The sequence below is a fragment of the Viridibacillus sp. KH_047 genome (genome assembly GCF_057838945.1).
In genome coordinates this window covers 1,188,470-1,214,579 of sequence record NZ_CM174479.1, presented here as the reverse complement: position 1 = coordinate 1,214,579, position 26,110 = coordinate 1,188,470, and the positions used below count along the sequence as shown (strand labels likewise).

The window sequence follows — 26,110 nt, the reverse complement described above, 5'->3', positions numbered from 1 at the left end:
ATCCTCCTTTAGTTTAGAGTACCTCTCTGACAACGATACGAGGCCCTTCAACTTTAATAATTATAACCGTTTTTCTTGCATCAATGTAACCGCCTTCAGAGACGACATCGATTCTTTCATCATCTAGCATAATCGCGCCAGCAGGTCTTAGAGGTGTTGAAGTTATAGCCTCTTTTCCAAGAAGCTCTAGACGATTCTTATTTGATACATAACCACTCTCTGTATCTGTAGCGTCTTTTAACACCATTTTGTTGAGCAACGTCATTTTTTTACCGAAAAATTTCATTATGATCACCATTCCTATTACTGCTACTAACAGAGCCGTAAGAATTGAATAAGCCATGTAGGTCACATTAGCACCAGCTAATAAAAGACTTAAAACAATTGCGCCAAATCCAATAATACCACTAATACCACCAGGCAAGAAAAACTCAACCACTACTAGTATAATCCCCACAATCACTAATATGATGGATTCATATCCTGCAAATCCAGCAACTAGATGACCAAAGAAAAATAGAATGATGGCTATTATACTCATAGTTCCCGCTACACCAAAGCCAGGTGAATATAACTCTATTACTAATCCTAAACTAGCGATTGATAAAAGTATAGGGACAATAATGGGATTAGTAATAAACCGTGCGATTTGCTCTGCAAAGGATTCATTTACATTCACAATTTCCGCACCATCTAAATCCGACTTCTCAAGAAGTTCTTGAAACGACGAAACAGTCCCTTCAGAATACCCAACTTTTAACGCTTCATTAGCAGTTAGTGTTAGTAAATTCCCTTCTGCCGCTCTAAATTCTGGTAAGGCATATGATAAATCTGCCATTGCTAGTGCATATTTAGGGTTGCGATTTGAGGTTTCTGCCGCTGCTTGCATTTGCGCTAGCCAGGCACTATTGGCTTTTTGACCGGCCATATTACCATCAGAATCAATAACTGCCGCAGCCCCTATTGTACCATTAGGTACCATATATATTTCGTCGGCATGCAATGCTATAAATGCGCCTGCTGAATGGGCATCTTTATTTATAAATGCAATTGTTCTAACTGGTGTTTCATCCATGAGCTTTGCAATATCGCCCGCTGCATTGACAAATCCACCTGGCGTATGAATATCTAAAACAATTGCCTTGGCACCACTTTCTTCAGCTTCTTTAAAAGCTCTTTGTAAGAAAGCATATAAGCCTTTCTCAACTTCTTTTTCCACTGGCACATGATACACTTCTGTTTTAGCGAAAACAGAAGCTAGTGGTAAAAGTAGCATGAATGACATGAGCATCAAAAATAACAAGCTAACTTTTTTAGATTGCTGCAACTTCACCCCACCTTTCTACTATGAAGTATGCCTAATTAATCTACGGTTGAACTACTAAAAGGTTTCAAATTTTTTTAAATTAATTTCCACCTTCAAATTAAATGAGGAAAACAAACTTCTTATAATGCGCGCTTTGAATTTCTAATTGCTTGAACAGACAATCTAACAAGTAATACTGCACTTAAAAATAATCCTAAAAAAGACACCGTATTTATAAATTGTGAAATCGCTAAAAGAGCAACTGAAATAATCCCAAACGTTATGCCGACCATTAATAAGATAAAAAGTGAGAACCATTGCGAGATGAACAAAGTATTCTCCTTTCCAGAGAACATATCTAGCTTGACCTTCATCTCACCTTTTTCTAACCTAGTTGTAATATGGTCAATTTTTTTAGGCATCTGTTTGAGCATTGGCAACATCATAATCAGCTCTTGTTGTAAGTGGCTTTTTAACTCTGTAGAACTTGAAATCGTCACAAAGGATCGTTTATTTTTTGCTGTAAAACGCTTTGCTTCTGAGAATAGATCAAAAGTAGGGTCTACTCCATTGAGCGTACCTTCTAAAGTGATTAACGCACGTAATGCTACACCTACCATTGGATAAAGCTTTAACTCATAATGCTGAATAATGGTAAATAACGTTTGAACAAGTTCCTCCGTTGATACTTTATCTAAATATTGTAATTGAATGAGCAGCTGGCTTAATGCTTGTAATAATCCCTCTTCATCCATGCCGTTTGTATCAACAAGTAAATTCTTCAATCCTTCTAACACAATATCTGGATCATTGCGTTCAATACCAATAAATAGCGTCCTTAATCCCTTTTGTTGTACCGGTCCTAGTCTACCGACCGCTCCAAAATCTAAAACGCTGCCTTACCATTATTCATGACATATATATTTCCCGGATGAGGATCTGCATGAAATACCCCAGCTACTAGCAGCTGTTCTAAAAAGCTATCGTAAATTGAACTAAGTAATTCATGCCTTTTTTCATTTGTTTTTTCAAAATTTTGTTGATAGTTATATATACTGACGCCATGTATGTACTCCAAGACGAGTAAATACTCATTGCTATATTCTTTATAAACATGTGGAATTTTAACTTTGTTTTTGCTTTTAGAGAGTGCATTCGAAACTTGTTCCATATTGCGAACTTCCATTTCAAAATTAATCTCTTCAAGTAGACTATTAGCAAAGCCAGTCGCAAGCTGATGGAAACCTAAATTTTCAGCCCAAGTTGACTCTTCAACTAACCAATTTGAAAAGTGCAATAAAATATCCAAGTCTTTTTGCATAACCGAAGTTATATTAGGTCTGAGTAATTTTACGACAACCTCTTTGCCATTCTCTCTCAAGACAGCCTTATGTACTTGCCCTATGGAACCTGAAGCAATAGGCTGCATATTAAAACTCCGAAATACTTCTGACATCGGCTTTGTTAAATCTTGTTCCAGTCTCTTTTCTACTTGCTCAGCTGTCATCGGTTTAACGTTTTGTTGTAACGTAGATAACTCTTCTATAAAAACGGCTGGAAAAATATCTTTGCGCGCTGATAACACCTGACCGAATTTAATAAAAATACCACCACACTCTTCTAACATATTACGCAGTGCAATAGCTAAATAGCGATCATTCTCATAAGTACGCTTATACTTCAATGCCTTACCAATACCGTGTTTAAAAGCTATTTGAAATACTTCTACGAGTCTTTTTTGTCTATGAAATCGACTACGAAATCTTGTGACGATATTTTTTTGTCCTGTTAACCTTTCACCCTTCGCTCCTAGTTGAATAGGATCGAAAAGTTCTAATATTAAATAAAACAACATTGCGATTAATAACATACTGCCAATCCACACAAGTGTACTGATATTTGTTACTGCTTGCACCATGTCTTCGTTTTTATAATCGGTATGACGTAAATACGAATACCAATAAACAAACGTTGTGAAAGTCAAACTAAATACTGCTGATAAAATGCGCTTCATAAAATTCAATTTCGTGCCAATCAAACGACCACTGACAAAATAGATAATTAAACCCACCATTAAGAGTTGTAATACAGTCCAAATATAATGCATAGTTTCACCTACATATCTTGTATGATGTCTATTATTAAATCACAAATTGCCTCAGGATTGCTTGTAAAGTACATCAAAAAATACATACAAAAATAAAAAGCTAGTACATTCTTTTTTTGAATGAACTAGCTTTAAATTTATTATCTAGTAAATGCAGCCGCTACTCCTCCATCAACAGTGACCATACATCCTGTTGTTTTTGCCGCTTTCTTCGATGCGAAAAAGGCAATTGCTTCAGCAATATCGATTGGATATATATTTTCTTTTAATACTGTGCGATCTTTATAATGGTTTTCTAGCTCATCTGGATGAATGTTATACGCAGCTGCACGTTCCTCACGCCACTTCGATCCCCAAATCGCAGATCCTTGTAGAACAGCATCTGGTAATACTGAATTGGCACGAATACCAAAGTCGCCACCCTCTGCTGCTATACAGCGAGCTAAATGCACTTCTAGCGCTTTTACTGAACTATAGGCTGAAACGTTTTTACCTGCATAGACTGAGTTTTTAGAGCCAATAAAAATCATACTGCCCCCTAGTAACTGCTTTTTCATAATTGTGAACGCCTCGCGGGAAACTAAGAAATATCCCGTTCCTAATACATTCATATTAAGATTCCATTCTTGTAAAGTTGTTTCCTCTAATGGACTAGAAGTTGCTAATCCAGCATTATTCACAAGAATATCTACGCCACCATACTTCAAAACAGTTTGTTCGAAGGCGTCTTTGATTTGGTTTTCGTCCGTAACATCCATCACTACCGAAAATGCACGTCCTTCTCCGTATTTCTGATTCAACTCTGATGCTACTTTCTCAGCACCTTCTTTATTTAGATCAGCAATTACGATATGTGCTCCTTGAGAGGCAAGTAATCGGCATGTAGCACTACCAATCCCCCCTGCACCTCCTGTGATTAAGGCCACTTGTCTTGAAAACTCGGCTTCCGCTGGTGCTAAACTCAGTTTATAAAGTTCTAATGGCCAATACTCAACGGCAAATGACTCTTCATCTGATAGTGAAGTAAATCCACCAATAGCGTCTGCCCCTTTCATCACTGAAATGGCACGATGATACAAAGCCTGGCTTAACTCGGCAGCTTGTATATCTTTCCCTGTTGTAATCATACCAAGCCCACGAATCAAAATAACTCTAGGAGATGGATTAAACATTTTGTCATCAGCAGTTGCAAAGCGGTTAAAGTATGCCTCATATTCAGATTGATAAGCCGTGATTTTTTCTTGAATTACCATCTCTAAAGTATCTTCGTTGCCATCCCATTCAATAAATAACGGTACACGCTTCGTATGTACTAAATGGTCTGGACAAGCTGCTCCTACATTAGATAATGTTCCAATTTTCCGACTGTTAATAAAAGTAAGGACCTCATCAGATTGATCGACGCTTGTAATCACTTTTTCATATTTTGAAGCTACTCCACGTACACCTGGTAAAACCTTGCTTAGTAATCGCTGTCTAGTTTCCGCTTCTATAGGCTCTATAAGCTGCCCTCCAAATGGCTCCTGTATGGCAGCAATTGAATCGATATAAGCTTCTGCTTTATTAATTACATCAATTGTTCTTGTATAGCTTTCTTCTGCGGTATTTCCCCACACAACTAAACCATGCTTTTCCATTAAAACAAGTTCTGCTTTTGGGTTGTTTTGCACGCCTTCAGCAATTATTTTAGACAACGAAAATCCTGGTCTTAAATAAGGAACCCAAACAAAGCTATCTCCAAATATCGATTTAGCTATCTCTTTACCATTTGGTGCACAGCATATGCTAATGATTGCATCTGGATGCGTATGGTCAATGTGCTTATATGGTAAAAATGCATGTAAGAGTGTTTCAATAGAAGGTCTTGGCTGCGTTTTAGACAGCATACAATGCTCTAAGTACGCGACCATTTCTTCATCTGTCATTGCCTCCCGTTCTATTAGTTGTTGCATATCCGAGAGTTTTAAAGCTGTGAAGTTATGGTCGCCCATAGTTGCTAGGTCAGACCCACTCCCTTTTACCCACATGACTTCTACTTCCTCACCCTTAAAATCTTTTGCCGTTGTTTTAAAGGAAGTATTTCCTCCACCCCAGTTACATACGCGTCGATCGCTTCCTAATAAATTGGAGCGGTATGTTAATTCCTCAACTTTATTGACAGCAGGTTTATTTAATTGATTCCATAAATTTTGCACCATTATTCATTTCCCTCCCAGTCTTTAATTTGTGTAGAGTTAAAAGATCACCATTGCTGCTAAAATAATGGCTAAGGTTTCTATATATGCCATATAGTTTGTTGTAGATCTTTTCATTTTTTTTATTCGGTGAATATTGAATATAATCCTTAAAGCCTATCTTTTGGATTGCACTATTTAGAGCATCTTTTTCATTAGCTTTGTCATTGGCTGCAGCGGCACCTAAAATAGCCGCTCCAAGAGCTGGTATTTGGTGATGATCAACAACTAAGATTTCCTTTTGTAAGACATCAGCATATATTTGCATAAGGAATGGATTCTTTTTCGGAATCCCACCAGTTACGACTATTTGATGAATATCTATATTTTTTTCTTCAAATAAATCGACAATCACTTTTGTACCAAAAGCTGTTGCTTCAAGTAAGGTACGGTATTTCTCATGAGCTTCTGTTTGTAATGTTTCACCCACAAATACAGCCGAAAAATTTGAATTAACATACGGAGTACGATTTCCATTATGCCAATCAAGTGCTACCATCCCTGTTTCACCTGCATCGAATGCTTCAGCCTTTTCGTTTAACAGTTGAAAAAGAGTTAAATTTCTCTCTTTGGATTCCTGAGTATAAGATGATGGTACTTGGTGTTTTATAAAACTCGCAAAAATATCACCAACCGCTACTTGCCCTGCCTCATATGCATATAAACCAGGGAGAATCCCATCTTCCACAACTCCTGAGATACCTGGTATAGTAATCTCTTGTTCACTTAACAGTAAATGGCAACTTGATGTTCCCATAACGATTTGGAGAATTCCAGGTTTATAGATGCCCGCACCAGGAACTGCCGCATGCGCATCTATAATACTTGCGCCAACAGTTGTATTTTCTGAAAGACCAAGTAAATTAGCAAAATAAGGTGTTAACGTTCCTGCAGAGCTACCTACTGGGATAACTTCTCCTTTTAGTTGAAGTGTGTAGACGTCTACTAAGCTCGGATGAATAGATTGAAGTATCTCTTTATCTAAATACCCGTCTTCTTTTTGCCAAAGTCCTTTATAACCTGCAGAACATGTACTTCTAGATACGCTCCCCGTTAAAAGTGAAACAATCCAATCTCCAGCTTCTAAAAAATAATCCGTACTTGCAAATAGAGTAGGTGTATCATTTAAAATTTCCAACAACTTTGGAAGTAACCACTCAGAAGAAATAACACCGCCATATTTATCAAGATAAGGGTGATCTGCCAGCTTCTCCGTTATAAACCGTGCCTCTTTCTCAGCACTATGACTCTTCCACAACTTTGCATAAGCATGTGGTTGATCAACATACATCTCCTTACTACATAATGGAGATAACTGCTGATCCACTGGTAAACAAGTACAGCTTGTAAAAGCGACGCCCATTCCTTTAATATGGTTAGGATCCACTTTTGTTTCGTCTAATAAAGTCCGTACAGTAGTCGTTAATACTTCTACATAGTCATTCGGATTTTGTAGCACCATATTAGCTTTAAGGGGTTTGCCATTTAATGATTTTGTCAAAACCCCATGTTGGTAAGACATTTCAGCTACTTTAATGATGGCTCCATTTTCATCATCCACTAAGACGGCTCTACCAGATTCTGAACCAAAATCTATGCCAATTACATAGTTCATCTTTAGCTCCTCCTTTATTTATAAAGAGGTCCAAAATTTTGACACGCTCTAAAATCTGCTTGTTCACTTTCCTGCGTACCAAACATATTCCAAGCACTCGGTCTAAACAATTTATCATTAGCTACATTGTGCATGTTGACTGGAATACGAAGCATTGACGCTAATGTGATAAATTCGGCACCTACATGACCGTATGTTAAAACACAATGGTTTGCGCCCCAATTATTCATCACTGAATACACATCTGTAAACGCACCTTTACCCGTAATATTTGGTACAAACCAAGTCGTTGGCCAAGTTGGATCTGTACGAAGGTCTAGCGTATCATGCATATCTTCTTCGAGTTCGACAGTATAACCTTCCGCTAGTTGTAACACTGGTCCAAGACCTTTGACATAATTTAATCGTGCAATCGTTACAGGCATTTCACCCTTTGTTGTAAAATCGGTCGAATAACCGCCGCCTCGGAAATACTCTGTTGAAGCTGGTCTCCACTTTGTGTTTTGTATACTTTGTTCGATTTCTTCATCCGTTACTTCCCAGAATGGTTTAATCGCCGGCTTGCCATCAATTTGTTGATGTCCTGTTCCATCGAGTGCCGCTGAACCAGAGTTAATCAGATGAATAAAACCATTTGCCGCTTTTCCAACAGGCTCTTTACCAGTCACACGTTTAACTGCAGAAGGACTCCAATACGTACGAACATCTGCAAATACTTGTGCCGTATTCGTCAATAAATGCCCCAAAGCCATCGTTACACCGTTCAAACTATCATTTTCAGTTGCTAGTAGATAGGGTGCCCTCTTACCATTCCAATCAAATGACGAGTTTAATATCGTTTCCATAAAATCACCGTTAGGGAAATGGTCGGTCCATTGACGTTGCCCTTGGAAACCTGCTATTAATGCATTTCTACCTAAAGCTTCTTCTTCCCAACCTTTTGCTGCAATTTTGTCATTACCAACCATTAAATCTTTCGTGATTAATGTCATTTTTATCGACGTTTCTAAATCCTTTGCTAACTGTTCATCCGTACGCTTAAACTCTTCTTTATTATTATCTTGACCGAAAATGAATTTTTCTTTAACCCATTTATAAGCTCTATCATATTCTTCTTCGTCAAAAATATTTAAATCTAGTCTTCTTACAAACTCACTCATATCAATGTATTCATTGCGCATACCTAAATACTCTTGGAAGAAATCATCCTTTACAATACTTCCGGCAATCCCCATAGACACAGAACCCATTGCTAAATAAGATTTTCCTTTTAATGTCGCAACTACTATCGCAGCCTTTGTAAATTTCAATAATTTTTGTTGTACATCTTGAGGAATCTCTGAATCTCCTGCATCCTGTACGTCTTCACCATATATGCCATACGCCGGTAGCCCTTTTTGATTGTATGCTGCTAGGACTGCAGCTAGATACACTGCTCCTGGTCTTTCAGTTCCATTAAAACCCCAAACAGCTTTTGGAAGATGTGGATCCATGTCCATTGTTTCACTACCATAACACCAACATGGCGTGACAGTAATTGATATTCCGACACCTTCTTTTTTAAACTTTTCTGCTGCTCTCGCTGCCTCTGCTACGCCTCCAATACAACTATCTGCGATGACGCATTCTACTGGTTGCCCATTATAGTAAGATAGATTTTCACTTAGAAACTTTGCTACAGCTTTAGCCATACCCATTGTCGTTTCCTCAAGTGATTCCCTTACCCCTCTTCTTCGCCCATCAATTGCTGGTCGAATACCAATCTTAGGTAAATCACCAATATATCTGTTACTCATCATTTCAATTACCTCCTAAATGAAAGTTTTATATTTTTCTAGTATTTCCTGCCAGCGTGCTTGGTCCTGTGGTATAAATTCATCCAGATGAAATGAGCGTGATACAAGAACTCTTCCTTCTTCTATCGAATTTAATTCACCTAAGGCCCGTAACTGTGATAAACCATTACCAATTGAACTCGCTTCAATGGGCCCAGCAAATACAACCTTCCCTGTTGCATTAGCAATCAATTGACACAGCGTTTTGTTTTGAGTTCCGCCTCCGCCAATATAGATTTCCGATGTAGATTGTGATGCTAATTGCTCTATGTTTTTAATCACTTTTGCATAACTAATTGCTACACTTTCTGTAAAGCAACGTACATACTCTCCAATTGTACTTGGTGTCGCTTGGGCCGTTTTCGCACAATACGTTTCGATTGCTAAGGTCATCGATTTAGGATTAAAGAAAAGAGGATCTTCTGGATCGATAATTGTTTTAAAAGCTGCAGCTTCCAAAAACCCTTGAAGCTCAATGTCATAGGATACTTTCATTCCAGATGCGTTCCATTCCTCTCGTAACTTTTGTAAAATCCAAAAACCCATTGCATTCTTTTGAAAACGAATTGCCCCTTCACTCGTACCCTCGTTTGTAAAGCCTGCTTCAAACGCATCCCTACTAACTATCGGTTTGTCGACTTCTTTGCCGACTAAGCACCAAGTACCAATACTCATGAAAACAGCATTTTGTCTATTTATTGGCAAGGCGGATAATGCACAAGCCGTATCATGACCGGGTACTAAAGCCATTTGAATTGACGGAAAATCTAATACATCCCCTATCATTTGATGTGGCATTTCAATAGATGCTAAAGGTAGCTGTTGGCGAAAAACCAGTTGCATAAGTCCTTCATCCCATTGTTTGTTTTCATGATTCACTAACTGTGACGTTGAAGATATAGAATATTCGTTTAACGCAACATTCGATAAACCAAATATCAATAAATTAGGCATCATCAAGATAGATTTACAAAGCTCCCTATAGTTTGGGGATTTTTCGTAAATGGCCATAAGTTGAAAAAGGGTATTAATAGAGGAGATTTCATTTCCTGTTCTTTTAAATAACTCAAAAGGAGCTATTAGTTGTTTCAACTTCTGAAGTTGCGGCTCAGAATGTGTATCTCTATATGAAAAGGGCAACGATAACAGTGCATACTCTTTATTTAGTAAACCTATATCGACACCCCATGTATCAATTCCAAGTGAGGCAGCTGGAAAATCAACCTTTTGCAAACCTGTCTTTAATTCCTTTATAAGTGCAGGATAATCCCAATAATAATGACCTTGAACTAATTGTGGCTTATTGTTAAATCTGTGAATCTCCTTGATAGAAATTGTATTGCCATCAAATTTTTCCGCTATTAATCTTCCGCTTGAAGCGCCTAAATCATACGCAAGAACAGTTGTCACAATCAATCACCTCTACTCTCGAAGTAATTTCGAGCGATATTTCTCTGAAGAAAGATTTCTTAATGCTAAACATTCTTCGTCCGTTAAAATTCTAGGACCGCCAAAAATCGTGCTAATAGTAAATACTTTGGCCGATTCCTCAGTTAGTTGCATGAAAAAATACGCTTCCTTCATCGTTTTCCCTACAGTTAACACGCCATGATTTCTCATAATCATCACATCATGATCCATAACAAGTTCAGATACTTTCTCCGCCAATTCATGAGTAGTTGGAATAATATAATCTATATAACCAACCTTTTTTACCATGGCAGGGAAATCTGGAAAGAGTGGTGGAATATTTCGTCCTGCTGAGGATACGCCTACCGAGTATGTTGGATGTGCATGGAGAACTGCTTGGATTTCATGATTCTCTCTAAAGCATGTTAGATGCATTAAAACCTCTGATGAAGGGCGTAAATCTCCCTCGATTTCACCAGACTCTATATGAACCTTAACCCATTCTTCATCAGCAATTTCTTTTAAATCATAACCACTTGGAGAAATATACATATACTCCCCATCTCTCATGCTTAAATTGCCTCCAGCACCTACTACTAAACCACTTTGTACCAATTCATTTGCATACTTTTGTAAATCTTGAATTACATTAGTCATCCAATCACGCCCTCCCTTTTTAATGTTGTTTGGAACTCTTCTAAAATAGCTACTTGTTCTAGCATGGAATCGAAAGGATAGGGATGAAACTCCCTATGCTCAATACTTTGATGGAAATGCTCAATTTGATTTTTATAGGCGTTACCCTCAATATGTTGCGCGCTTAGTTGCCCATTTTGAACCAATTGAATAACTCCAAAATCCTGATTTAAATCTGTACGAAAGGCAAAGGGTAATCTAATACTACCTGCTGTCCCGATTAGATCGACTGATTGTGAAAACTCACCTAAAAAACTACAATCGATAAGTCCAAGAATGCCATCTTCATATTGCACTTGAATTGTTAAATGGACATCCACATTGCTCTTCCGTCCTTGCTGTACATGGTATGTAACTATCTTTTTACCAAGTAAAAATTGTTGAACATTTATACAATAACAGCCGATATCATACAAAGCGCCACCACCAAGATTGGGATTTACACGAATATCATCTGTCCAATTTTCTAATGTAAAATGAAATTGACTCCGAATAGTTAATACTTCGCCTATTGCGCCTTCTTCTAATAATTTTCTAGTTTCTAGAATTTGTGGGTGGAAACGATACATAAAAGCTTCCATTACTTTTACTTTTTTCTCGATACTTTTTTGTTCAATTGTTTGAAGTTCTTCCAGCGACAATACAATTGGCTTTTCGCATAATACATGCTTGCCATGCTCAATTGCTTTGACAATCCATTCGAAATGCAAACTATTAGGTAATGCAATATAAACTGCATCAATTTCGTCCATCTCAAGGAGTTGCTCGTAATCATTTAGCTTATATGGAATCTGAAATGTTTTTTGGATTTCTGTTAGGTCTTGGCTACGGCTAGCGATTGCAATAATATCTCCACCTGCTTCTTTGATTGCTGGCATAACAAAGTTTTTAGCAATATTCGCTGCACTTAAAATGCCCCATCTAATCGTCAATTGTATGCCCCCTATAGAAAAGGGCTGTCTTTACAGCCCTTTTTAACTTTTAACTAATTAATAAAAAGTAGATCATTATTAGAAAACTAATACATTATTCATAAATCGCTGCTTTGATTTCATCCGAATCAATATTGTCTTTGTCGTACCAATAGAAACCAGTGTCGATTGTTTTTTCAACACTTTCGCCTTTAATTGCTGCTACTGCAGCTTTTACAGTTTCGTAACCGATACCAACTGGATTTTGAGTTACAGCACCAGCCATTAGCCCACTCTTAATTGCATCAATTTGTTGTTTACCTGAGTCAAAACCAACAACAACGATTTTACCTGTTTTATTCATCTCTTGAACTGCATTTACTACCCCAATTGCTGATCCTTCATTTGAACCAAAGATACCTTTTAATTTTGGATGTGCTTGCATAATTGCTTTTGCTAAGTCAGTTGATTTTAATGGATCACCTTCACCATACTGGATATCAACTATTTTAATATTCGGATATTTCGATTCAATTTGATTCTTAAAGCCATCTCTTCGGCCTTTACCAGTTAAAGAGGTTTGATCATGTACAACTAAAGCAATTTCTCCCTTTTCTCCGATAAATTCCGCCATCTTATCCGCAGCTAATGCTGCTGCAGCTGTATTGTCTGTAGATGCCGTTGCAACAGGAATATCACTTTCCACGCCTGAGTCAAAAGCAACAATCGGAATATTTTTCCCCTTAGCTTCATCCAATAATGGTATAGATGCTTTAGAATCCAATGCTGCAAAGCCAATAGCTGCTGGCTTTTTATCTAAAACTGCACGTAACATTTCAATTTGTTTATCAACTTGCGCTTCAGTTTCGGGACCTTCGAATGTAATCTTTACATCAAACTCATCTGCTGCCTTTTCAGCACCTTGTTTTACAGCTTGCCAAAACTGATGTTGGAAACCTTTTGATACAATCGCTACATATGGTTTATCAGAACTTACTGGTTCTTTTTCACCTTCACTTGTAGCTCCCTCTTTGTCATTACATGCTCCCAGTAACATCGATACTGCTAATAATCCGCCAAGAAAAATCGATCTCTTTTTCATTTTTTTGCCCCCTTTGTTTAATATATATCAAGTCTAGAACGACCTCATATCACATTCAGCCTTTCCCTCTTCTTAAAATATCCATGTATACCGCCAGGACAATAACAAAACCAACAACTACTGTTTGCCATTCTTGTGGAATTGAAAGTACACGTAATCCATTAGTCAGAACACTCATAATCAGAGCACCAATAATCGTACCGACAATTGTTCCTTTTCCTCCACTAAGTGAAGTCCCGCCAATTACTACAGCAGCAATAGCCTCTAATTCATAGCCTTGACCTAATGCCGGCTGAGCTGAGTTTAAACGAGATGCCATCAGCACGCCAGCAATACCTGTAAAAGCACCCGCTAGTGTATAAATCGTCATTTTCCAGTAATCTACATTCACACCAGAAAGCTTTGTTGCATCTTCATTACTACCTATGGCTAAATTAAATCGACCAAGAATCGTTTTAGACAAGATTATCGCTGCTATAATACCGAGTACAAAGAATATTATTACAGCATTGGGAATCGTGATACCTGGAATAATTGATCCTAATGCAATTTTTGTAAACATCGGTTTATCTGTGAAGTAGATAGGCGCAGCCTTTGAGATGACTAATGCTAACCCTTTTGCAATCATCATCATTGCCAATGTGGCAACAAAGGGAGGAATTTTTAATTTCGTAATGGCAAGCCCGCAAAGCAACCCACAAAGTGCACCTGTTAAAATACCACCAATGACACCGACTACGATTGGCAGATCTGAATTGACAATGATTATACCTGTAATCACAGATGACAAGGTCATGACAGTTCCGACAGATAAGTCAATTCCTCCTGTAATAATGACAAATGTTGCACCAAGCGCTAATATCCCTATAACTGCCGTAGATAACAAAATCCCCACAATATTACTCCATTGCATGAAACTGGATGATGCAAACGAGAAAAAAATAACCAATACTACTAAACTGCTAAAAGCTAGAACTTGTTGTAATGTATTGGATGGAATTCCCTTATTCTTTTTCTTTGTCACTGTTATTTGATCTATTGTATCCGCTTTCATATTATCCCTCCTTAACCTTCACGGTATGCTGTAGCTAACTCCATGATTTTCTCTTGGTTCGCTTCCTCTGAATTTAAAATCCCTGTAATTCGACCTTCCGACATAACGACAATACGATGACTCATTCTCAATACTTCTGGTAACTCAGATGAAATCATAATAATGGATTTCCCTTTTTCCGCAAGTTCATCTAGTAATTTATAAATCTCGCCTTTGGCCCCAACATCAATACCTCTTGTTGGTTCATCGAAAATTAAAATATCACAATCACGTAGTAGCCATTTTGCAATTACAACTTTTTGCTGATTCCCTCCAGATAAAAACTTTATCTGTTGATTAATTGAAGGCGTTTTCACTTTTAAGCGCTCGACATACTCCTCTGATACCTTTGCTATGTTTTGATCATTAACAAAGCCCAGTGTCTGGTAATCATTTATCGAAGACATTACTATATTAGTCTTAACATCCATATCGACAACGAGACCTAAATGCTTCCGATCTTCGGATAAATACCCAATACCTTGTTTAACAGCGCGACTAGGTGATGTTATATGCACCTTTTTACCATGTAAAATAATTTCCCCAGCCTTTATCTTATCAACTCCGAAAATAGCATTTGCTACTTCTGTTCTGCCCGCACCCATTAATCCTGCAAAACCAAGAATTTCCCCTTTTTTGAGTTCAAAGGAAATATCCTTTAAATTTGTATTGGTACTTACATTCTTTAATTCTAGAACAGTATCTCTATTACTATCTGAAACGGTTGGTTTTGATTCAATATAAAGCTCTCTACCTACCATCAATTGAATCACTTTACTCATTTCCGTTTCCTTCGTATTTAGCGTCGCGATATACTCCCCATCTCGCATAATCGTAATTCGATCTGAGATTCGTTTTAACTCATCCATCCTATGTGATATATAAATAATTCCAACACCATTGGCTTTTAAATTAGCAATGATTTCAAACAGTACATCTATTTCCGCATCTGTTAATGCAGTAGTGGGCTCATCCATAATTAAGATTTTTGAATCGAATGACAGCGCTTTTGCTATTTCGACCATTTGCTGCTTTGCAACTGTTAAGTCCTTCACTTTTGTTTTCCCATTTAAATCTAAGGAGAGCCGTATAAATAATTCCCTCGTTTTATTATGTAATTCTTGATCCTTTATAAAGAAGTTTAACAACCCTCTTGGTTCTCGACCGATAAAAATATTTTCAGCGATAGATAAATCTTTCATTAAATTTAGTTCTTGATGAATAATTGAAATACCTAATTCCTGTGCTTGCTTTGTAGATGTAACATTAATCTTCTGACCTTCTAGAAAAACTTCACCATCATCTTTTTCATATATCCCGGTTAAAACCTTCATCAATGTTGATTTTCCAGCACCATTTTCGCCGACTAAAGCCAATACTTCGCCATGATGTAAATCAAGTGATACATTCGAAAGAGCTTTAACTCCTGGAAAGCTCTTTGAAATATTCTGCATATCCAACAGCTTATTCATTCATTCACCCCTTTTAATTTGTATTTGTATTTGTTTTTCTTTGTTTATGTTGATTATAAGAGACAGTTTATTCAAAATCAATGATAATAATGAATATTCAGAAAATATTTTATCCAACAATTATTTTTGTGCGTTCATCTACAATTGATTGCAAATAGTCCACATCTGCTCTTTGATCTACAATTAGGCAATCCAAAACTGATTTATCTTCGATATAAGCAAATGATTTTTGATTTATTTTTGAAAAATCGAGTAATAAAATAACTTGCTCAGACATTTTAATCATCTCTCGTTTGACGTTAGCCTGTTGCTCATTCGAATCACTAATGCCCCAGTCCTTATGGAAACCTTTGCATGAGAAAAACACTTTATCTACATAAAAATGTTCAATCGAACGGACAGCTGTTGGTCCTACTAATGATAAGGACGTTTTCGATAAAGTACCACCTGTCATGATAACTTGAATTTTGGATCTATTTGCTAATTCACTTGCAACTAATAAAGAATTTGTAAGTACCGTAAGTTCCAAATTCGGAAGCAGCTTCGCTAAATATAGAGCTGTTGTACTTGCATCTAAAAAAATAATATCCTGTTCATCAATATAAGACACCGCTAATTTGGCAACTTCCATTTTCTCATTTCTATTCAATACTTGACGATCATTAAAGGGAATTTCATCATCATCTGAATCCTCCATGGCAACCGCACCACCATGTGTCCGCTGAAGTTTATTTTTTGCTACAAGCTTCTCTAAATCTCGGCGAATTGTTTCCTCTGTCACAGCAAAAAGCTTACTTAATTCATTTACTCTAACGTTTTTCTTATCATTAATAATTTGAACAATTTTTTTATGTCTTTCAGGTACTAACATATTCAACACTCCTATCCATCAACAATAACACCTTTTTTTAATATGATATTGGCATATAATGCTTTTTCACTTGTAGTCACAATTGCATACGCTGTTTTCGCACGTTCATAAAATGATTCCCTTGATAAGTATTCTGCTTTAAAGACATTTTCGCTTTTTGTTACGAGTTCTTCGTATTCTTTCCAAATTTGTGGACGCTCAACTTCTTCACCATGCATCATCAAACAAATCGGATTTTCAACATATGTGTCCAATGGCATTAAGAACAATATCCCTTCCAATATGGATACTATGTCATTACCATCTAATCGCACTATTTTTTCATTATGTGAGGCTGCGGGAAAATTTCCATCCGCTATAACAATCTCATCACTATGCCCCATTTCCATCAGAACTTTTAAAAGTTCGGGTGAAATACAGGACTTTATATGTTTTAACATGTGGTTTCTCCTTTGTTTATGTTTTATTTTTTGTTTTATTTGATAATACCAAATATTTTAAACAATTCAAACAAAAAATACAAAAATATGAAATTAACAAAAAAGAGTCTTAAATGTAGTTACAACTCATTCAAGACCCTTTATTTAATATATTTACTTAATGTTATTTACTTGTTTCTATTATAATAATTTGAATCTCAATGCTAGATATCTATTTTGTCATGCATATCTCATATAGTTTCTTTAAATAGCGGACCTCGCAGAAATAGCAATCAAAGTGTACTGCTATTTTTACAATTATGTCTTCACTTTACTAATTACTTAGCAGGATTAAACTCTAAAAAATGCACAAAAATAAACCGAGAAATCACAAGGATTTCTCGGTTTAGGTCATTTGCAATTTAAATCAATCATGATGTTGCGTGTTTTGAACGTAGGGATTGTCTAGGAAATTAAATTACCACTTACGTTTACGTGCAGCTTCTGATTTCTTTTTGCGTTTTACGCTAGGTTTTTCATAGAATTCGCGTTTTCTAACCTCTTGAATTGTACCACTTTTAGAAACAGTACGTTTGAAGCGGCGAAGAGCATCTTCAAGCGATTCGTTTTTTCTAACGACAGTTTTTGACATCTCTCTTTCCCTCCCTCCGAACACACATCAAATACGAACATTAGCATAATCAAATATGTTAATGCTGTGTACTAAAAAATTATACCTTATTGATACAAATTGGTCAATACTCATGCTCGAATTAATATTCAGAATCTGATTTTAATCCGTTCATAATTTTTACACCAGAACTTGCACCGATTCTAGTAGCCCCAGCTTCAACCATAGCTTCTAGATCTTCCAGACTGCGAACACCACCAGAAGCCTTTACACCCATTTCTGGTCCAACAGTTTTGCGCATTAATGCTATATCAGCTGCAGTTGCTCCACCAGTTGAAAATCCAGTAGAAGTTTTCACAAAATCAGCGCCTGCTTCTTTAGATAGTTGGCAAGCAACTACTTTTTCTTCGTCTGTTAGCAAGCAAGTTTCGATGATAACTTTTACTAAAGTACCATTCGCTGCATCTACAACAGCTTGAATATCAGATTTAACAACATCAAGTTGACCTGATTTAAGGGCACCTATATTAATCACCATGTCGATCTCACTAGCACCATTTGCAATAGCATCTTTTGTTTCAAATGCTTTTGTAGCGCTAGTTTGAGCTCCTAATGGGAAACCGATAACAGTACAAACAACTGATTTAGCGCCTTCTAGATGTTTTGCTGCATCTGCTACCCATGTTGGATTGACACAAACCGAAGCAAAATCATATTTTTTAGCTTCTTGACAAAGTGTTGCAATTTGATCTTTTGTCGCTTCAGGTTTTAATAATGTATGGTCGATTAATAACGCATAGTCTTTAGTCATGAATGAAAACTCCTTTTATTTAATAGATGTACGTACCTCTTCATTTTACCACGGTTTATTGTTTTGTTTCCACTGTTATGTGAAACAAGCCAACTGCTATAAATCAATTTATTTTGTTATAAAAAAGCCATGCCATTATTATAAATGGCATGACTTTTTTAAATCATTATATATATTATCTCCACAAATATAGTTTTATACTATATCGTTTAAAATTTAGTACAAGTCAAGAAATGGACCTTACTTATTTTAACATCCCCTATGTTAAAATATTATTTTTGTGAAGCTACCCAAGCATTTTGATCTTCGATTGTTGGGTTTGCAATATAATGCCCACCTTCAATTTGAAGTGTTTGACCAGTCATGAATTTAGATTCATCAGAAGCTAAGTATACTACTGCATAACCGATATCATCTGCTTCGCCGTGATATGGTAGTGCATGATATTTTGTATAGATATCTAATAAATCATCTGGCATATTATTTTTTGCAGCTGGAGTTAAAATAAGGCCTGGTGCAATTGAGTTACAACGAATTTTATCTTTACCATACTGAGTTGCAATATATTTAGTCATGTTAACAACGCCCGCTTTAGTAGCGCCATAAGCTGTACGGATTTGGTCACTAGCAAATGCAGCCATTGAAGCTGTGTTGATAATTGAACCTCCACCTGCTTTTTGCATATGAGGAATAGCATAACGGCTACCAAGTAATACTGATTTTAAGTTCACGTTAACTAAGCGATCCCATTCATCAAGGTCAATATTAACAACATCTAAATCTTTATGAATATTTGTTAAACCAACATTATTAAATAGTACTGTAATTGTACCGTATTGCTCAACAGTGAAATCCACTGCTTCTTCTACAGATTTTGCATTACCTGCATCAAGGAATACTGCTGAAGCTTCATATCCTTCTTTTACTAAAGCAGCTGCGTGCTCTTTTGCAGCTTCTATATTAAAGTCAGCAATAACAACTTTTGCGCCTTCTTTAGCCATTAATGTTGCTGCTGATAAACCAATTCCTGATGCTCCACCTGTGATAAGAGCTACTTTACCTTCTACACGTTTCATGAAAAATTCCTCCTGTAATAAGCGAAAATTTAAGTATGTACTAAAAAAAGCCCATCATACTCTTAATTTATCGTTATATTATAACCTACCACTATGTATTTTAACACTATAATATTCATAATTAAAACAATATGCTTTTAATATTTTCAGTTTTTACTAGGAAAACTTTACTACTTTTAAAAGGTTATTAAACGATAGACTCCTATTTAGTTACTATTTTCAAAAGTAAAACCCCGAAAACGAAATTACTTTCCGTTTTCGGGGTTTATCAATTTGTAGTCATTAATATAGTTTAGTTTGCTTGTACTTCTTCTAATACACGCACAAATTGACCTTCAGAAGATGGATAACCAGCTTTTGTTACTTTCACTTTTACTAGTTTGCCTATCATATCCTCATTGCCCTCAAAGATAACTTTCAAATAGTTGTCTGAATAACCAGCGTAAAGACCTGCATCTTTTCCTTCTTTGATGCGTTCTTCAGGAATGATTTCTAATACTTCATTTTCAAATTGAGAAGCATATTCTTTGGCTAGTTGATCATTTAGTGTTAATAAGCGGTGTACACGTTCATTTTTTACTTCTTCGTCTACCTGATCTTCCATTCGGGCTGCTGGTGTTCCAGTACGTTTAGAGTATGGGAAAACATGCAATTCAGCGAATTTGTGATTATTGATGAAGTTATATGTTTCCATAAATTCTTCTTCTGTCTCACCAGGAAAACCTACTATTACGTCTGAAGTAACTGCTAAATGTGGTAATACTTCACGCAAACGGTCTAAACGCTCACCGAAGAATTCCATCGTATATTTACGTCGCATTCGTTTAAGAACAGTGTCAGAGCCCGATTGAATTGGAATATGTAAATGGTTTACGACGATATTAGAATCACGTAAAACTTCTATCACTTCATCGGTTAATTGACTTGCTTCAATCGAACTAATACGTAAACGTTTTAAGCCTTTTACATTCTCTTCTAAGTCACGTAATAGTTGCGCTAGATTATATTCTTTTAAATCTTGTCCGTAACCACCTGTGTGGATACCTGTTAAAACAATTTCTAAATAACCAGCATCTACAAGTTGTTGTGCTTGATGTACTACTTCTTGTGGATCACGAGAACGCATTAGACCACGTGCCCATGGGATTATACAGAATGTACAGAAGTTATTACAACCCTCTTGGATTTTCAATGACGCACGAGTGCGGTCAGTGAAATAAGGAACGTCTAGCTCTTCATATACTCGGTTTTTCATAATGTTACGTACAGCATTGATAGGCTGACGTTCATTTTTGTATTGTTCAATATAGCCAATCATTTTCGTACGGTCTTGCGTCCCAACTACAATATCTACACCGGGAATTGCCATAATTTCTGCTGGAGAAGTTTGAGCATAACATCCTGTTACGCAAATAACGGCATCAGGGTTTTGTCTTATTGCACGACGAATAACTTGGCGACTTTTCTTATCTCCTGTATTCGTAACTGTACAAGTATTAATTACATAGACATCTGCCTGATGGTCAAATTCTTTGCGTTCATAACCTTCATCTTTAAACAGTTGCCAAATTGCCTCTGTTTCATAGTGATTCACTTTACATCCTAATGTATGAAAAGCCACTGAAGACAAGGCCCGTCACCTCTTTCATTCAAATTCATAAGAAATTGCGGAAAGAACATACAGTGGTGCCGTTTCCGCACGTAAAATTCTTGGTCCTAGTGAAATACATTGACATCCTAACCCTTGTAAAGCGGTAGCCTCTTTTCGAGAAATACCGCCTTCAGGACCAAATATGACAAGGATTGACTTATAATCATACACTTTTTTTAATTGATCAGCAAACCGAGTTCGTTCTAATTGCTTTGCATCCTCTTCATCTGCTAAAAAGACAGCATCAAATTCCGGTACTTTTTTTAGTAATTGCGAGAAGTTCACTGGCTCTTCAATTGTCGGGATATGCGTACGATGCGATTGCTCCGCTGCTTCCTTCGCAATTTTCTGTAAGCGCTCTTGCTTCTTTTTACCTTTTTTCCCATCCCATTTTACGATTGATCGTTCCGCTTCAAAAGGAAGTAATGCATACATACCTAACTCAGTTGACTTTTGAACAATTAAATCAAGCTTATCACCCTTTGGTAAACCACAAGCGATTGTCACTTTAATAGGTAGCTCAGGTGAAGGCATTACATTGTCGGTTTTTTCTACATGAACGCCATCTTCAGTAAAGTCCAAAATACGACTGATTGTCGCTTCACCATTATGAACTACAATGATTTCATCGCCTACACGCATACGCATCACTTTTGTTATATGATGCGCATCTTCACCACTAATTATGGCCAATTGATTGTCAAAGGATTCATTTATAAAATATCGTTGCATAGTAACACTCCATCAATTTACTGATTTTCGTGAAATAATTGCTACCCAATCTTCCATCATCATTACTTCTTCAATAATAAAGCCTGCTTTTACAAGAGATGCTTTCACATCGTCCTTCTTCGGTTCAATTATTCCTGAAGTAATAAATAGGCCACCTGGTTTAACAATTGTATAGGCATCATCTGTGAAAGTCATAATTACTTCAGCTAAGATATTCGCAACTACCAAGTCAGCAGGTTCTTTTACAGTATCTAAAAGATTACCTTGCATAACATCAATAGAGTCTTCAACTTTATTTAGCTGAACATTTTCAATTGCAGAGCGTACCGCTACTTCATCTAAATCAAGTGCATGAACATGCTTTGCTCCGAGTAATGCTGCTCCAATGGCTAAAACACCAGATCCAGTACCAACATCTACTACTGAATCCGTATCTTTTATTGTTTTTTCTAATGCTTGTAAACATAATACAGTTGTAGGATGAGTTCCAGTACCGAAAGCCATACCAGGATCAAGTTCAATGATTAGCTCATCACTATTTACAGGTTCATAATCTTCCCAAGTTGGTACAATTGTGAAACGGTTAGAAATTTTTACCGGATGATAATACTTTTTCCATGCAGTTGCCCAATCTTCCTCATTCACTTCATTGATTGTCACTTCGTTGTGACCAATATTAATGTCATAGTTTACCAGATTATTGATGGCAAATTTAATTTCTTCAACAGTTTCACCTAAAAAGCTTGTTTCAGCTAAATAAGCTTTTACAATGACACCATCCTTAGGAAAATCTTTTGGATTTAAAGCGTAAATCTCACCAAATTGATCTGCACGTTCTTTACCATAATCCTCTGAATCCTCTATCACGACACCACTTGCTCCAGCTTCGTGTAGAATATTCGAAATTGCTTCAACCGCTTCACTCGTTGTATGGATGGATAGCTCCGACCATTTCACTTGTAGCCAACTCCCTTATTCACCTTTAAATTTGTTTTTAATTTTATCAAACAAAGTGCTACCTTGCTCTTCTGGGATATCCCCAGAAATACTAGCAAATTCGCGCAATAATTGTTTTTGTTTCTCAGTTAATTTCTTCGGCGTTACAACGCTTACGATTACATGTTGATCGCCTGTACCATAACCATGGACGTTTTTAACACCTTTTCCTTTTAAGCGGAATCTGTCACCAGATTGAGTACCTGTAGGAATCTTCATCTTCACTTTACCATGAACTGTTGGTACTTCAATTTCATCACCAAGTGCCGCTTGAGCGAATGTAATTGGTAATTCTAAATAAATATCATCACCATCACGTTCAAATTTATCATGTGCACGAACATGGAATACGATGTAAAGGTCACCTGCTGGTCCACCGTTTGTACCCGCTTCACCTTGACCACTTACGCGCAATTGTTGACCATCATCAACACCTGCTGGAATCGTAACTTTGATTTTTTTACGTTTTTTAACTGTACCTGCACCGTGACATGTTGAACATTTATCTTTGATAATTTGACCAGTACCTTTACAGTAACCACATGTACGACGGTTTACCATTTGGCCAAATGGTGTTGAAACTGTCTCATTTATCTGACCTTGGCCATTACAGTGAGAACATGTATCTTTTGATGTACCTGGTTTTGCACCAGATCCATGACAAGTATCACAAGTTTCGTCACGAGGGATTTCGACTTCAGTTTCTTTACCAAATACCGCTTCTTCAAAACTAATTGTCATGCGATATTGTAAATCATCACCTTTTGTTGGTGCATTCGGATCACGACGACGGCTTCCGCCACCACCGCCAAAGAATGAACTAAAAATGTCTTCGAAGCCGAAGCCATCTCCGCCACCGAAACCACTTCCGCCAAATCCTTGGTTTGGATCTTGATGTCCGAACTGGTCATAGCGCGCTTTTTTCTGGTCATCACTTAACACTTCATAAGCTTCAGCAATTTCTTTGAATTTCTCTTCTGCCCCAGCCTCTTTATTTAAGTCTGGGTGATATTGTTTAGATAATTTACGATAAGCTTTTTTAATTTCGTCTTTTGACGCTGATTTTTGAAGACCTAAGACTTCATAATAATCACGTTTATTCATTTTTCACACTCCGCTCCGTTTGCATAAAATATATTGTAACATGGAAAGAACAAATGGCAAAAAACATTGAAAAAAGCCAAAGCCCGAGGCGGTCTTTGGCTTCTTTCAAAACAACAATGCATACGTTAATATGCACTGTTCAAGCGCCATTAAAGATGCGCTCTATTTTTTAGCATTATTTGTTATCGTCAACTTCAGTGAAGTCTGCATCAACTACACCGTCATCTTTTTTATCAGCTGTTGGGCCTTGTTCGCCTTGTGCTGCTTGTTGTTGTTGAGCTGCTTGCTCATATACTTTCATCACAAGTGGTTGAAGAATACCTTCTAATTTTTCTTTAGAAGTTTTGATGCCTTCGATTTCGCCAAGTTCAATTGCTTTTGTTAGCTCTTCTTTAGCATCTTCTACTGATTTTTTCTCATCTTCAGTAATTTGTTCGCCAAGGTCAGCGATTGTTTTATCTACTTGGAATACAAGTTGATCTGCTTCGTTGCGAAGTTCAGCTTCTTCTTTACGTTTTTTATCTTCTTCAGCATGTAATTCAGCTTCTTTAACCATACGTTCGATATCTTCGTCAGATAATGAGCTATCTGATTGGATAGTAATTGTTTGTTCTTTTTGAGTTCCTAAGTCTTTAGCTTTAACGTTTACGATACCGTTTTTATCAATATCGAATGTTACTTCGATTTGAGGAATGCCACGTGGTGCAGCAGGGATATCTGAAAGTTGGAAACGACCTAAAGTTTTGTTATCAGCAGCCATTGGACGTTCACCTTGTAGTACGTGAATATCTACAGCAGGTTGGTTATCTGCAGCTGTTGAGAAAGTTTGTGATTTTGAAGTCGGGATTGTTGTATTACGATCGATTAATTTAGTGAATACGCCACCCATTGTTTCGATACCAAGTGATAATGGAGTTACGTCAAGAAGTACAACGTCTTTTACATCACCAGTTAATACGCCACCTTGTACTGCAGCACCCATAGCTACTACTTCATCAGGGTTTACACCTTTATGTGGTTCTTTACCTGTTTCTTTTTTCACTGCTTCTTGTACTGCAGGAATACGAGTTGAACCACCAACAAGGATTACTTGATCGATTTCTGAAGCAGATAATCCAGCATCTTTTAATGCTTGGCGAGTTGGGATCATTGTACGTTCAACTAAGTCAGCAGTAATTTCATTGAATTTTGCACGAGATAGAGAAACTTCTAAGTGTAATGGACCAGCTTCTCCAGCAGTGATGAATGGTAGTGAAATTTGAGTTGTAGTTACTCCTGATAATTCTTTTTTCGCTTTTTCAGCAGCGTCTTTTAATCGTTGTAACGCCATTTTATCTTTAGCTAAATCAATACCGTTTTCTTTTTTGAATTCAGCAACTAAGAAGTCGATGATTTTTTGGTCAAAGTCATCTCCACCAAGAGCGTTATCACCAGCTGTTGCTTTTACTTCAAATACTCCATCACCTAGTTCAAGGATTGATACGTCGAATGTACCACCACCAAGGTCAAATACTAAAACAGTTTGATCTACATCAGTTTTTTCTAAGCCGTAAGCAAGTGCTGCTGCTGTTGGTTCGTTGATAATACGTTCAACTTCAAGACCAGCAATTTTACCAGCATCTTTTGTAGCTTGACGTTGTGCATCGTTGAAGTAAGCAGGAACTGTAATTACAGCTTGTGTTACTTTTTCGCCTAAATAGTCTTCAGCGAAGTCTTTTAAATGTTGTAAGATCATTGCTGATACTTGTTGAGGAGTATATTCTGTACCTTCTACATTTACTTTGTAGTCAGTACCCATATGACGTTTAATAGACATGATTGTGTTTGGGTTTGTAATTGATTGGCGTTTTGCTACTTCACCAACTTGGCGTTCGCCGTTTTTGAATGCTACAACTGATGGTGTAGTACGTGCGCCTTCTTTGTTAGCGATAACGATTGGTTCGCCACCTTCTAATACTGATACACATGAGTTTGTAGTACCTAAGTCAATACCGATAATTTTGCTCATTTCATAGTCCTCCTAGATTTGATTCATTTT

At 36.9% G+C, this 26,110-nt stretch carries 22 protein-coding genes; all 22 read right to left on the bottom strand.

Annotated features, from left to right (window positions below; all coding sequences use genetic code 11):
• Positions 1 to 13 precede the first annotated feature (13 nt).
• On the bottom strand, positions 14 to 1,327 hold the full coding sequence (locus AC3IS5_RS06065; RefSeq protein ID WP_489426994.1) for an NfeD family protein: 1,314 nt from the start codon (positions 1,325 to 1,327) through the stop codon (positions 14 to 16).
• 119 nt (positions 1,328 to 1,446) lie between these two features.
• Complete coding sequence (locus tag AC3IS5_RS06060; protein WP_489426993.1) at positions 1,447 to 2,091, bottom strand: hypothetical protein; 645 nt, start codon at positions 2,089 to 2,091, stop codon at positions 1,447 to 1,449.
• A 101-nt stretch (positions 2,092 to 2,192) separates the two neighbouring features.
• Positions 2,193 to 3,413, bottom strand: coding sequence for an ABC1 kinase family protein (locus tag AC3IS5_RS06055; RefSeq protein ID WP_489426992.1), 1,221 nt, complete (start codon positions 3,411 to 3,413; stop codon positions 2,193 to 2,195).
• Positions 3,414 to 3,553: 140 nt separating this feature from the next.
• Positions 3,554 to 5,611 (bottom strand): bifunctional aldolase/short-chain dehydrogenase, encoded by a 2,058-nt coding sequence (locus tag AC3IS5_RS06050; RefSeq protein ID WP_489426991.1) that lies wholly within the window; start codon positions 5,609 to 5,611, stop codon positions 3,554 to 3,556.
• Complete coding sequence (locus AC3IS5_RS06045) at positions 5,580 to 7,262, bottom strand: ribulokinase (RefSeq protein ID WP_489426990.1); 1,683 nt, start codon at positions 7,260 to 7,262, stop codon at positions 5,580 to 5,582. Before AC3IS5_RS06045 ends, AC3IS5_RS06050 begins: the two co-directional genes overlap by 32 nt.
• Before the next feature lie 14 nt (positions 7,263 to 7,276).
• Positions 7,277 to 9,061: an L-fucose isomerase gene (locus AC3IS5_RS06040; protein WP_489426989.1), complete on the bottom strand. Its 1,785-nt coding sequence runs from the start codon at positions 9,059 to 9,061 to the stop codon at positions 7,277 to 7,279.
• A 12-nt stretch (positions 9,062 to 9,073) separates the two neighbouring features.
• The gene (locus tag AC3IS5_RS06035; protein ID WP_489426988.1) at positions 9,074 to 10,507 is read right to left on the bottom strand and encodes a rhamnulokinase; all 1,434 of its coding nucleotides are present in this window, start codon (positions 10,505 to 10,507) and stop codon (positions 9,074 to 9,076) included.
• 12 nt (positions 10,508 to 10,519) lie between these two features.
• Positions 10,520 to 11,164, bottom strand: a complete 645-nt coding sequence (locus AC3IS5_RS06030) for a class II aldolase/adducin family protein (protein ID WP_489426987.1) — start codon at positions 11,162 to 11,164, stop codon at positions 10,520 to 10,522.
• Positions 11,161 to 12,135 carry a Gfo/Idh/MocA family protein gene (locus AC3IS5_RS06025; protein ID WP_489426986.1) on the bottom strand — a complete coding sequence of 325 codons (975 nt, stop codon included), beginning with the start codon at positions 12,133 to 12,135 and terminating at the stop codon, positions 11,161 to 11,163. The genes AC3IS5_RS06030 and AC3IS5_RS06025 overlap by 4 nt, the downstream gene beginning before the upstream one ends.
• Before the next feature lie 94 nt (positions 12,136 to 12,229).
• A complete protein-coding gene (locus tag AC3IS5_RS06020) occupies positions 12,230 to 13,216 on the bottom strand; it encodes an ABC transporter substrate-binding protein (RefSeq protein WP_489426985.1) in 987 nt (328 codons plus the stop codon).
• A gap of 55 nt (positions 13,217 to 13,271) precedes the next feature.
• A complete protein-coding gene (locus AC3IS5_RS06015; RefSeq protein WP_489426984.1) occupies positions 13,272 to 14,270 on the bottom strand; it encodes an ABC transporter permease in 999 nt (332 codons plus the stop codon).
• Positions 14,271 to 14,281: 11 nt separating this feature from the next.
• Positions 14,282 to 15,781, bottom strand: coding sequence for a sugar ABC transporter ATP-binding protein (locus tag AC3IS5_RS06010; RefSeq protein WP_489426983.1), 1,500 nt, complete (start codon positions 15,779 to 15,781; stop codon positions 14,282 to 14,284).
• Positions 15,782 to 15,890: 109 nt separating this feature from the next.
• On the bottom strand, positions 15,891 to 16,652 hold the full coding sequence (locus AC3IS5_RS06005) for a DeoR/GlpR family DNA-binding transcription regulator (RefSeq protein ID WP_489426982.1): 762 nt from the start codon (positions 16,650 to 16,652) through the stop codon (positions 15,891 to 15,893).
• A gap of 11 nt (positions 16,653 to 16,663) precedes the next feature.
• Positions 16,664 to 17,092: an RbsD/FucU family protein gene (locus AC3IS5_RS06000; protein ID WP_489426981.1), complete on the bottom strand. Its 429-nt coding sequence runs from the start codon at positions 17,090 to 17,092 to the stop codon at positions 16,664 to 16,666.
• A gap of 457 nt (positions 17,093 to 17,549) precedes the next feature.
• On the bottom strand, positions 17,550 to 17,723 hold the full coding sequence (rpsU, locus tag AC3IS5_RS05995) for a 30S ribosomal protein S21 (protein ID WP_004227078.1): 174 nt from the start codon (positions 17,721 to 17,723) through the stop codon (positions 17,550 to 17,552).
• A 121-nt stretch (positions 17,724 to 17,844) separates the two neighbouring features.
• The gene (gene deoC / locus AC3IS5_RS05990) at positions 17,845 to 18,513 is read right to left on the bottom strand and encodes a deoxyribose-phosphate aldolase (protein ID WP_489426980.1); all 669 of its coding nucleotides are present in this window, start codon (positions 18,511 to 18,513) and stop codon (positions 17,845 to 17,847) included.
• A 272-nt stretch (positions 18,514 to 18,785) separates the two neighbouring features.
• Complete coding sequence (locus tag AC3IS5_RS05985; protein ID WP_489426979.1) at positions 18,786 to 19,589, bottom strand: SDR family NAD(P)-dependent oxidoreductase; 804 nt, start codon at positions 19,587 to 19,589, stop codon at positions 18,786 to 18,788.
• Positions 19,590 to 19,881: 292 nt separating this feature from the next.
• Positions 19,882 to 21,219: a tRNA (N(6)-L-threonylcarbamoyladenosine(37)-C(2))-methylthiotransferase MtaB gene (gene mtaB / locus AC3IS5_RS05980; RefSeq protein ID WP_489426978.1), complete on the bottom strand. Its 1,338-nt coding sequence runs from the start codon at positions 21,217 to 21,219 to the stop codon at positions 19,882 to 19,884.
• 15 nt (positions 21,220 to 21,234) lie between these two features.
• Positions 21,235 to 21,972, bottom strand: coding sequence for a 16S rRNA (uracil(1498)-N(3))-methyltransferase (locus tag AC3IS5_RS05975; RefSeq protein WP_489426977.1), 738 nt, complete (start codon positions 21,970 to 21,972; stop codon positions 21,235 to 21,237).
• 12 nt (positions 21,973 to 21,984) lie between these two features.
• Positions 21,985 to 22,929 (bottom strand): 50S ribosomal protein L11 methyltransferase, encoded by a 945-nt coding sequence (gene prmA, locus AC3IS5_RS05970; RefSeq protein WP_489426976.1) that lies wholly within the window; start codon positions 22,927 to 22,929, stop codon positions 21,985 to 21,987.
• Positions 22,930 to 22,944: 15 nt separating this feature from the next.
• Positions 22,945 to 24,072 carry a molecular chaperone DnaJ gene (gene dnaJ, locus AC3IS5_RS05965; RefSeq protein WP_489426975.1) on the bottom strand — a complete coding sequence of 376 codons (1,128 nt, stop codon included), beginning with the start codon at positions 24,070 to 24,072 and terminating at the stop codon, positions 22,945 to 22,947.
• A 175-nt stretch (positions 24,073 to 24,247) separates the two neighbouring features.
• A complete protein-coding gene (gene dnaK, locus AC3IS5_RS05960; RefSeq protein WP_489426974.1) occupies positions 24,248 to 26,080 on the bottom strand; it encodes a molecular chaperone DnaK in 1,833 nt (610 codons plus the stop codon).
• Positions 26,081 to 26,110: the final 30 nt, after the last annotated feature.

Coding starts and splice junctions, on each gene's coding strand:
- AC3IS5_RS06055 (WP_489426992.1), bottom strand. CDS start 3,413: ATGCATTATATTTGGACTGTATTACAACTCTTAATGGTGGGTTTAATT.
- AC3IS5_RS06050 (WP_489426991.1), bottom strand. CDS start 5,611: ATGGTGCAAAATTTATGGAATCAATTAAATAAACCTGCTGTCAATAAA.
- AC3IS5_RS06045 (WP_489426990.1), bottom strand. CDS start 7,262: ATGAACTATGTAATTGGCATAGATTTTGGTTCAGAATCTGGTAGAGCC.
- AC3IS5_RS06040 (WP_489426989.1), bottom strand. CDS start 9,061: ATGATGAGTAACAGATATATTGGTGATTTACCTAAGATTGGTATTCGA.
- AC3IS5_RS06030 (WP_489426987.1), bottom strand. CDS start 11,164: ATGACTAATGTAATTCAAGATTTACAAAAGTATGCAAATGAATTGGTA.
- AC3IS5_RS06020 (WP_489426985.1), bottom strand. CDS start 13,216: ATGAAAAAGAGATCGATTTTTCTTGGCGGATTATTAGCAGTATCGATG.
- AC3IS5_RS06015 (WP_489426984.1), bottom strand. CDS start 14,270: ATGAAAGCGGATACAATAGATCAAATAACAGTGACAAAGAAAAAGAAT.
- AC3IS5_RS06010 (WP_489426983.1), bottom strand. CDS start 15,781: ATGAATAAGCTGTTGGATATGCAGAATATTTCAAAGAGCTTTCCAGGA.
- AC3IS5_RS06005 (WP_489426982.1), bottom strand. CDS start 16,652: ATGTTAGTACCTGAAAGACATAAAAAAATTGTTCAAATTATTAATGAT.
- AC3IS5_RS06000 (WP_489426981.1), bottom strand. CDS start 17,092: ATGTTAAAACATATAAAGTCCTGTATTTCACCCGAACTTTTAAAAGTT.
- rpsU (WP_004227078.1), bottom strand. CDS start 17,723: ATGTCAAAAACTGTCGTTAGAAAAAACGAATCGCTTGAAGATGCTCTT.
- deoC (WP_489426980.1), bottom strand. CDS start 18,513: ATGACTAAAGACTATGCGTTATTAATCGACCATACATTATTAAAACCT.
- AC3IS5_RS05985 (WP_489426979.1), bottom strand. CDS start 19,589: ATGAAACGTGTAGAAGGTAAAGTAGCTCTTATCACAGGTGGAGCATCA.
- AC3IS5_RS05975 (WP_489426977.1), bottom strand. CDS start 21,972: ATGCAACGATATTTTATAAATGAATCCTTTGACAATCAATTGGCCATA.
- dnaJ (WP_489426975.1), bottom strand. CDS start 24,072: ATGAATAAACGTGATTATTATGAAGTCTTAGGTCTTCAAAAATCAGCG.
- dnaK (WP_489426974.1), bottom strand. CDS start 26,080: ATGAGCAAAATTATCGGTATTGACTTAGGTACTACAAACTCATGTGTA.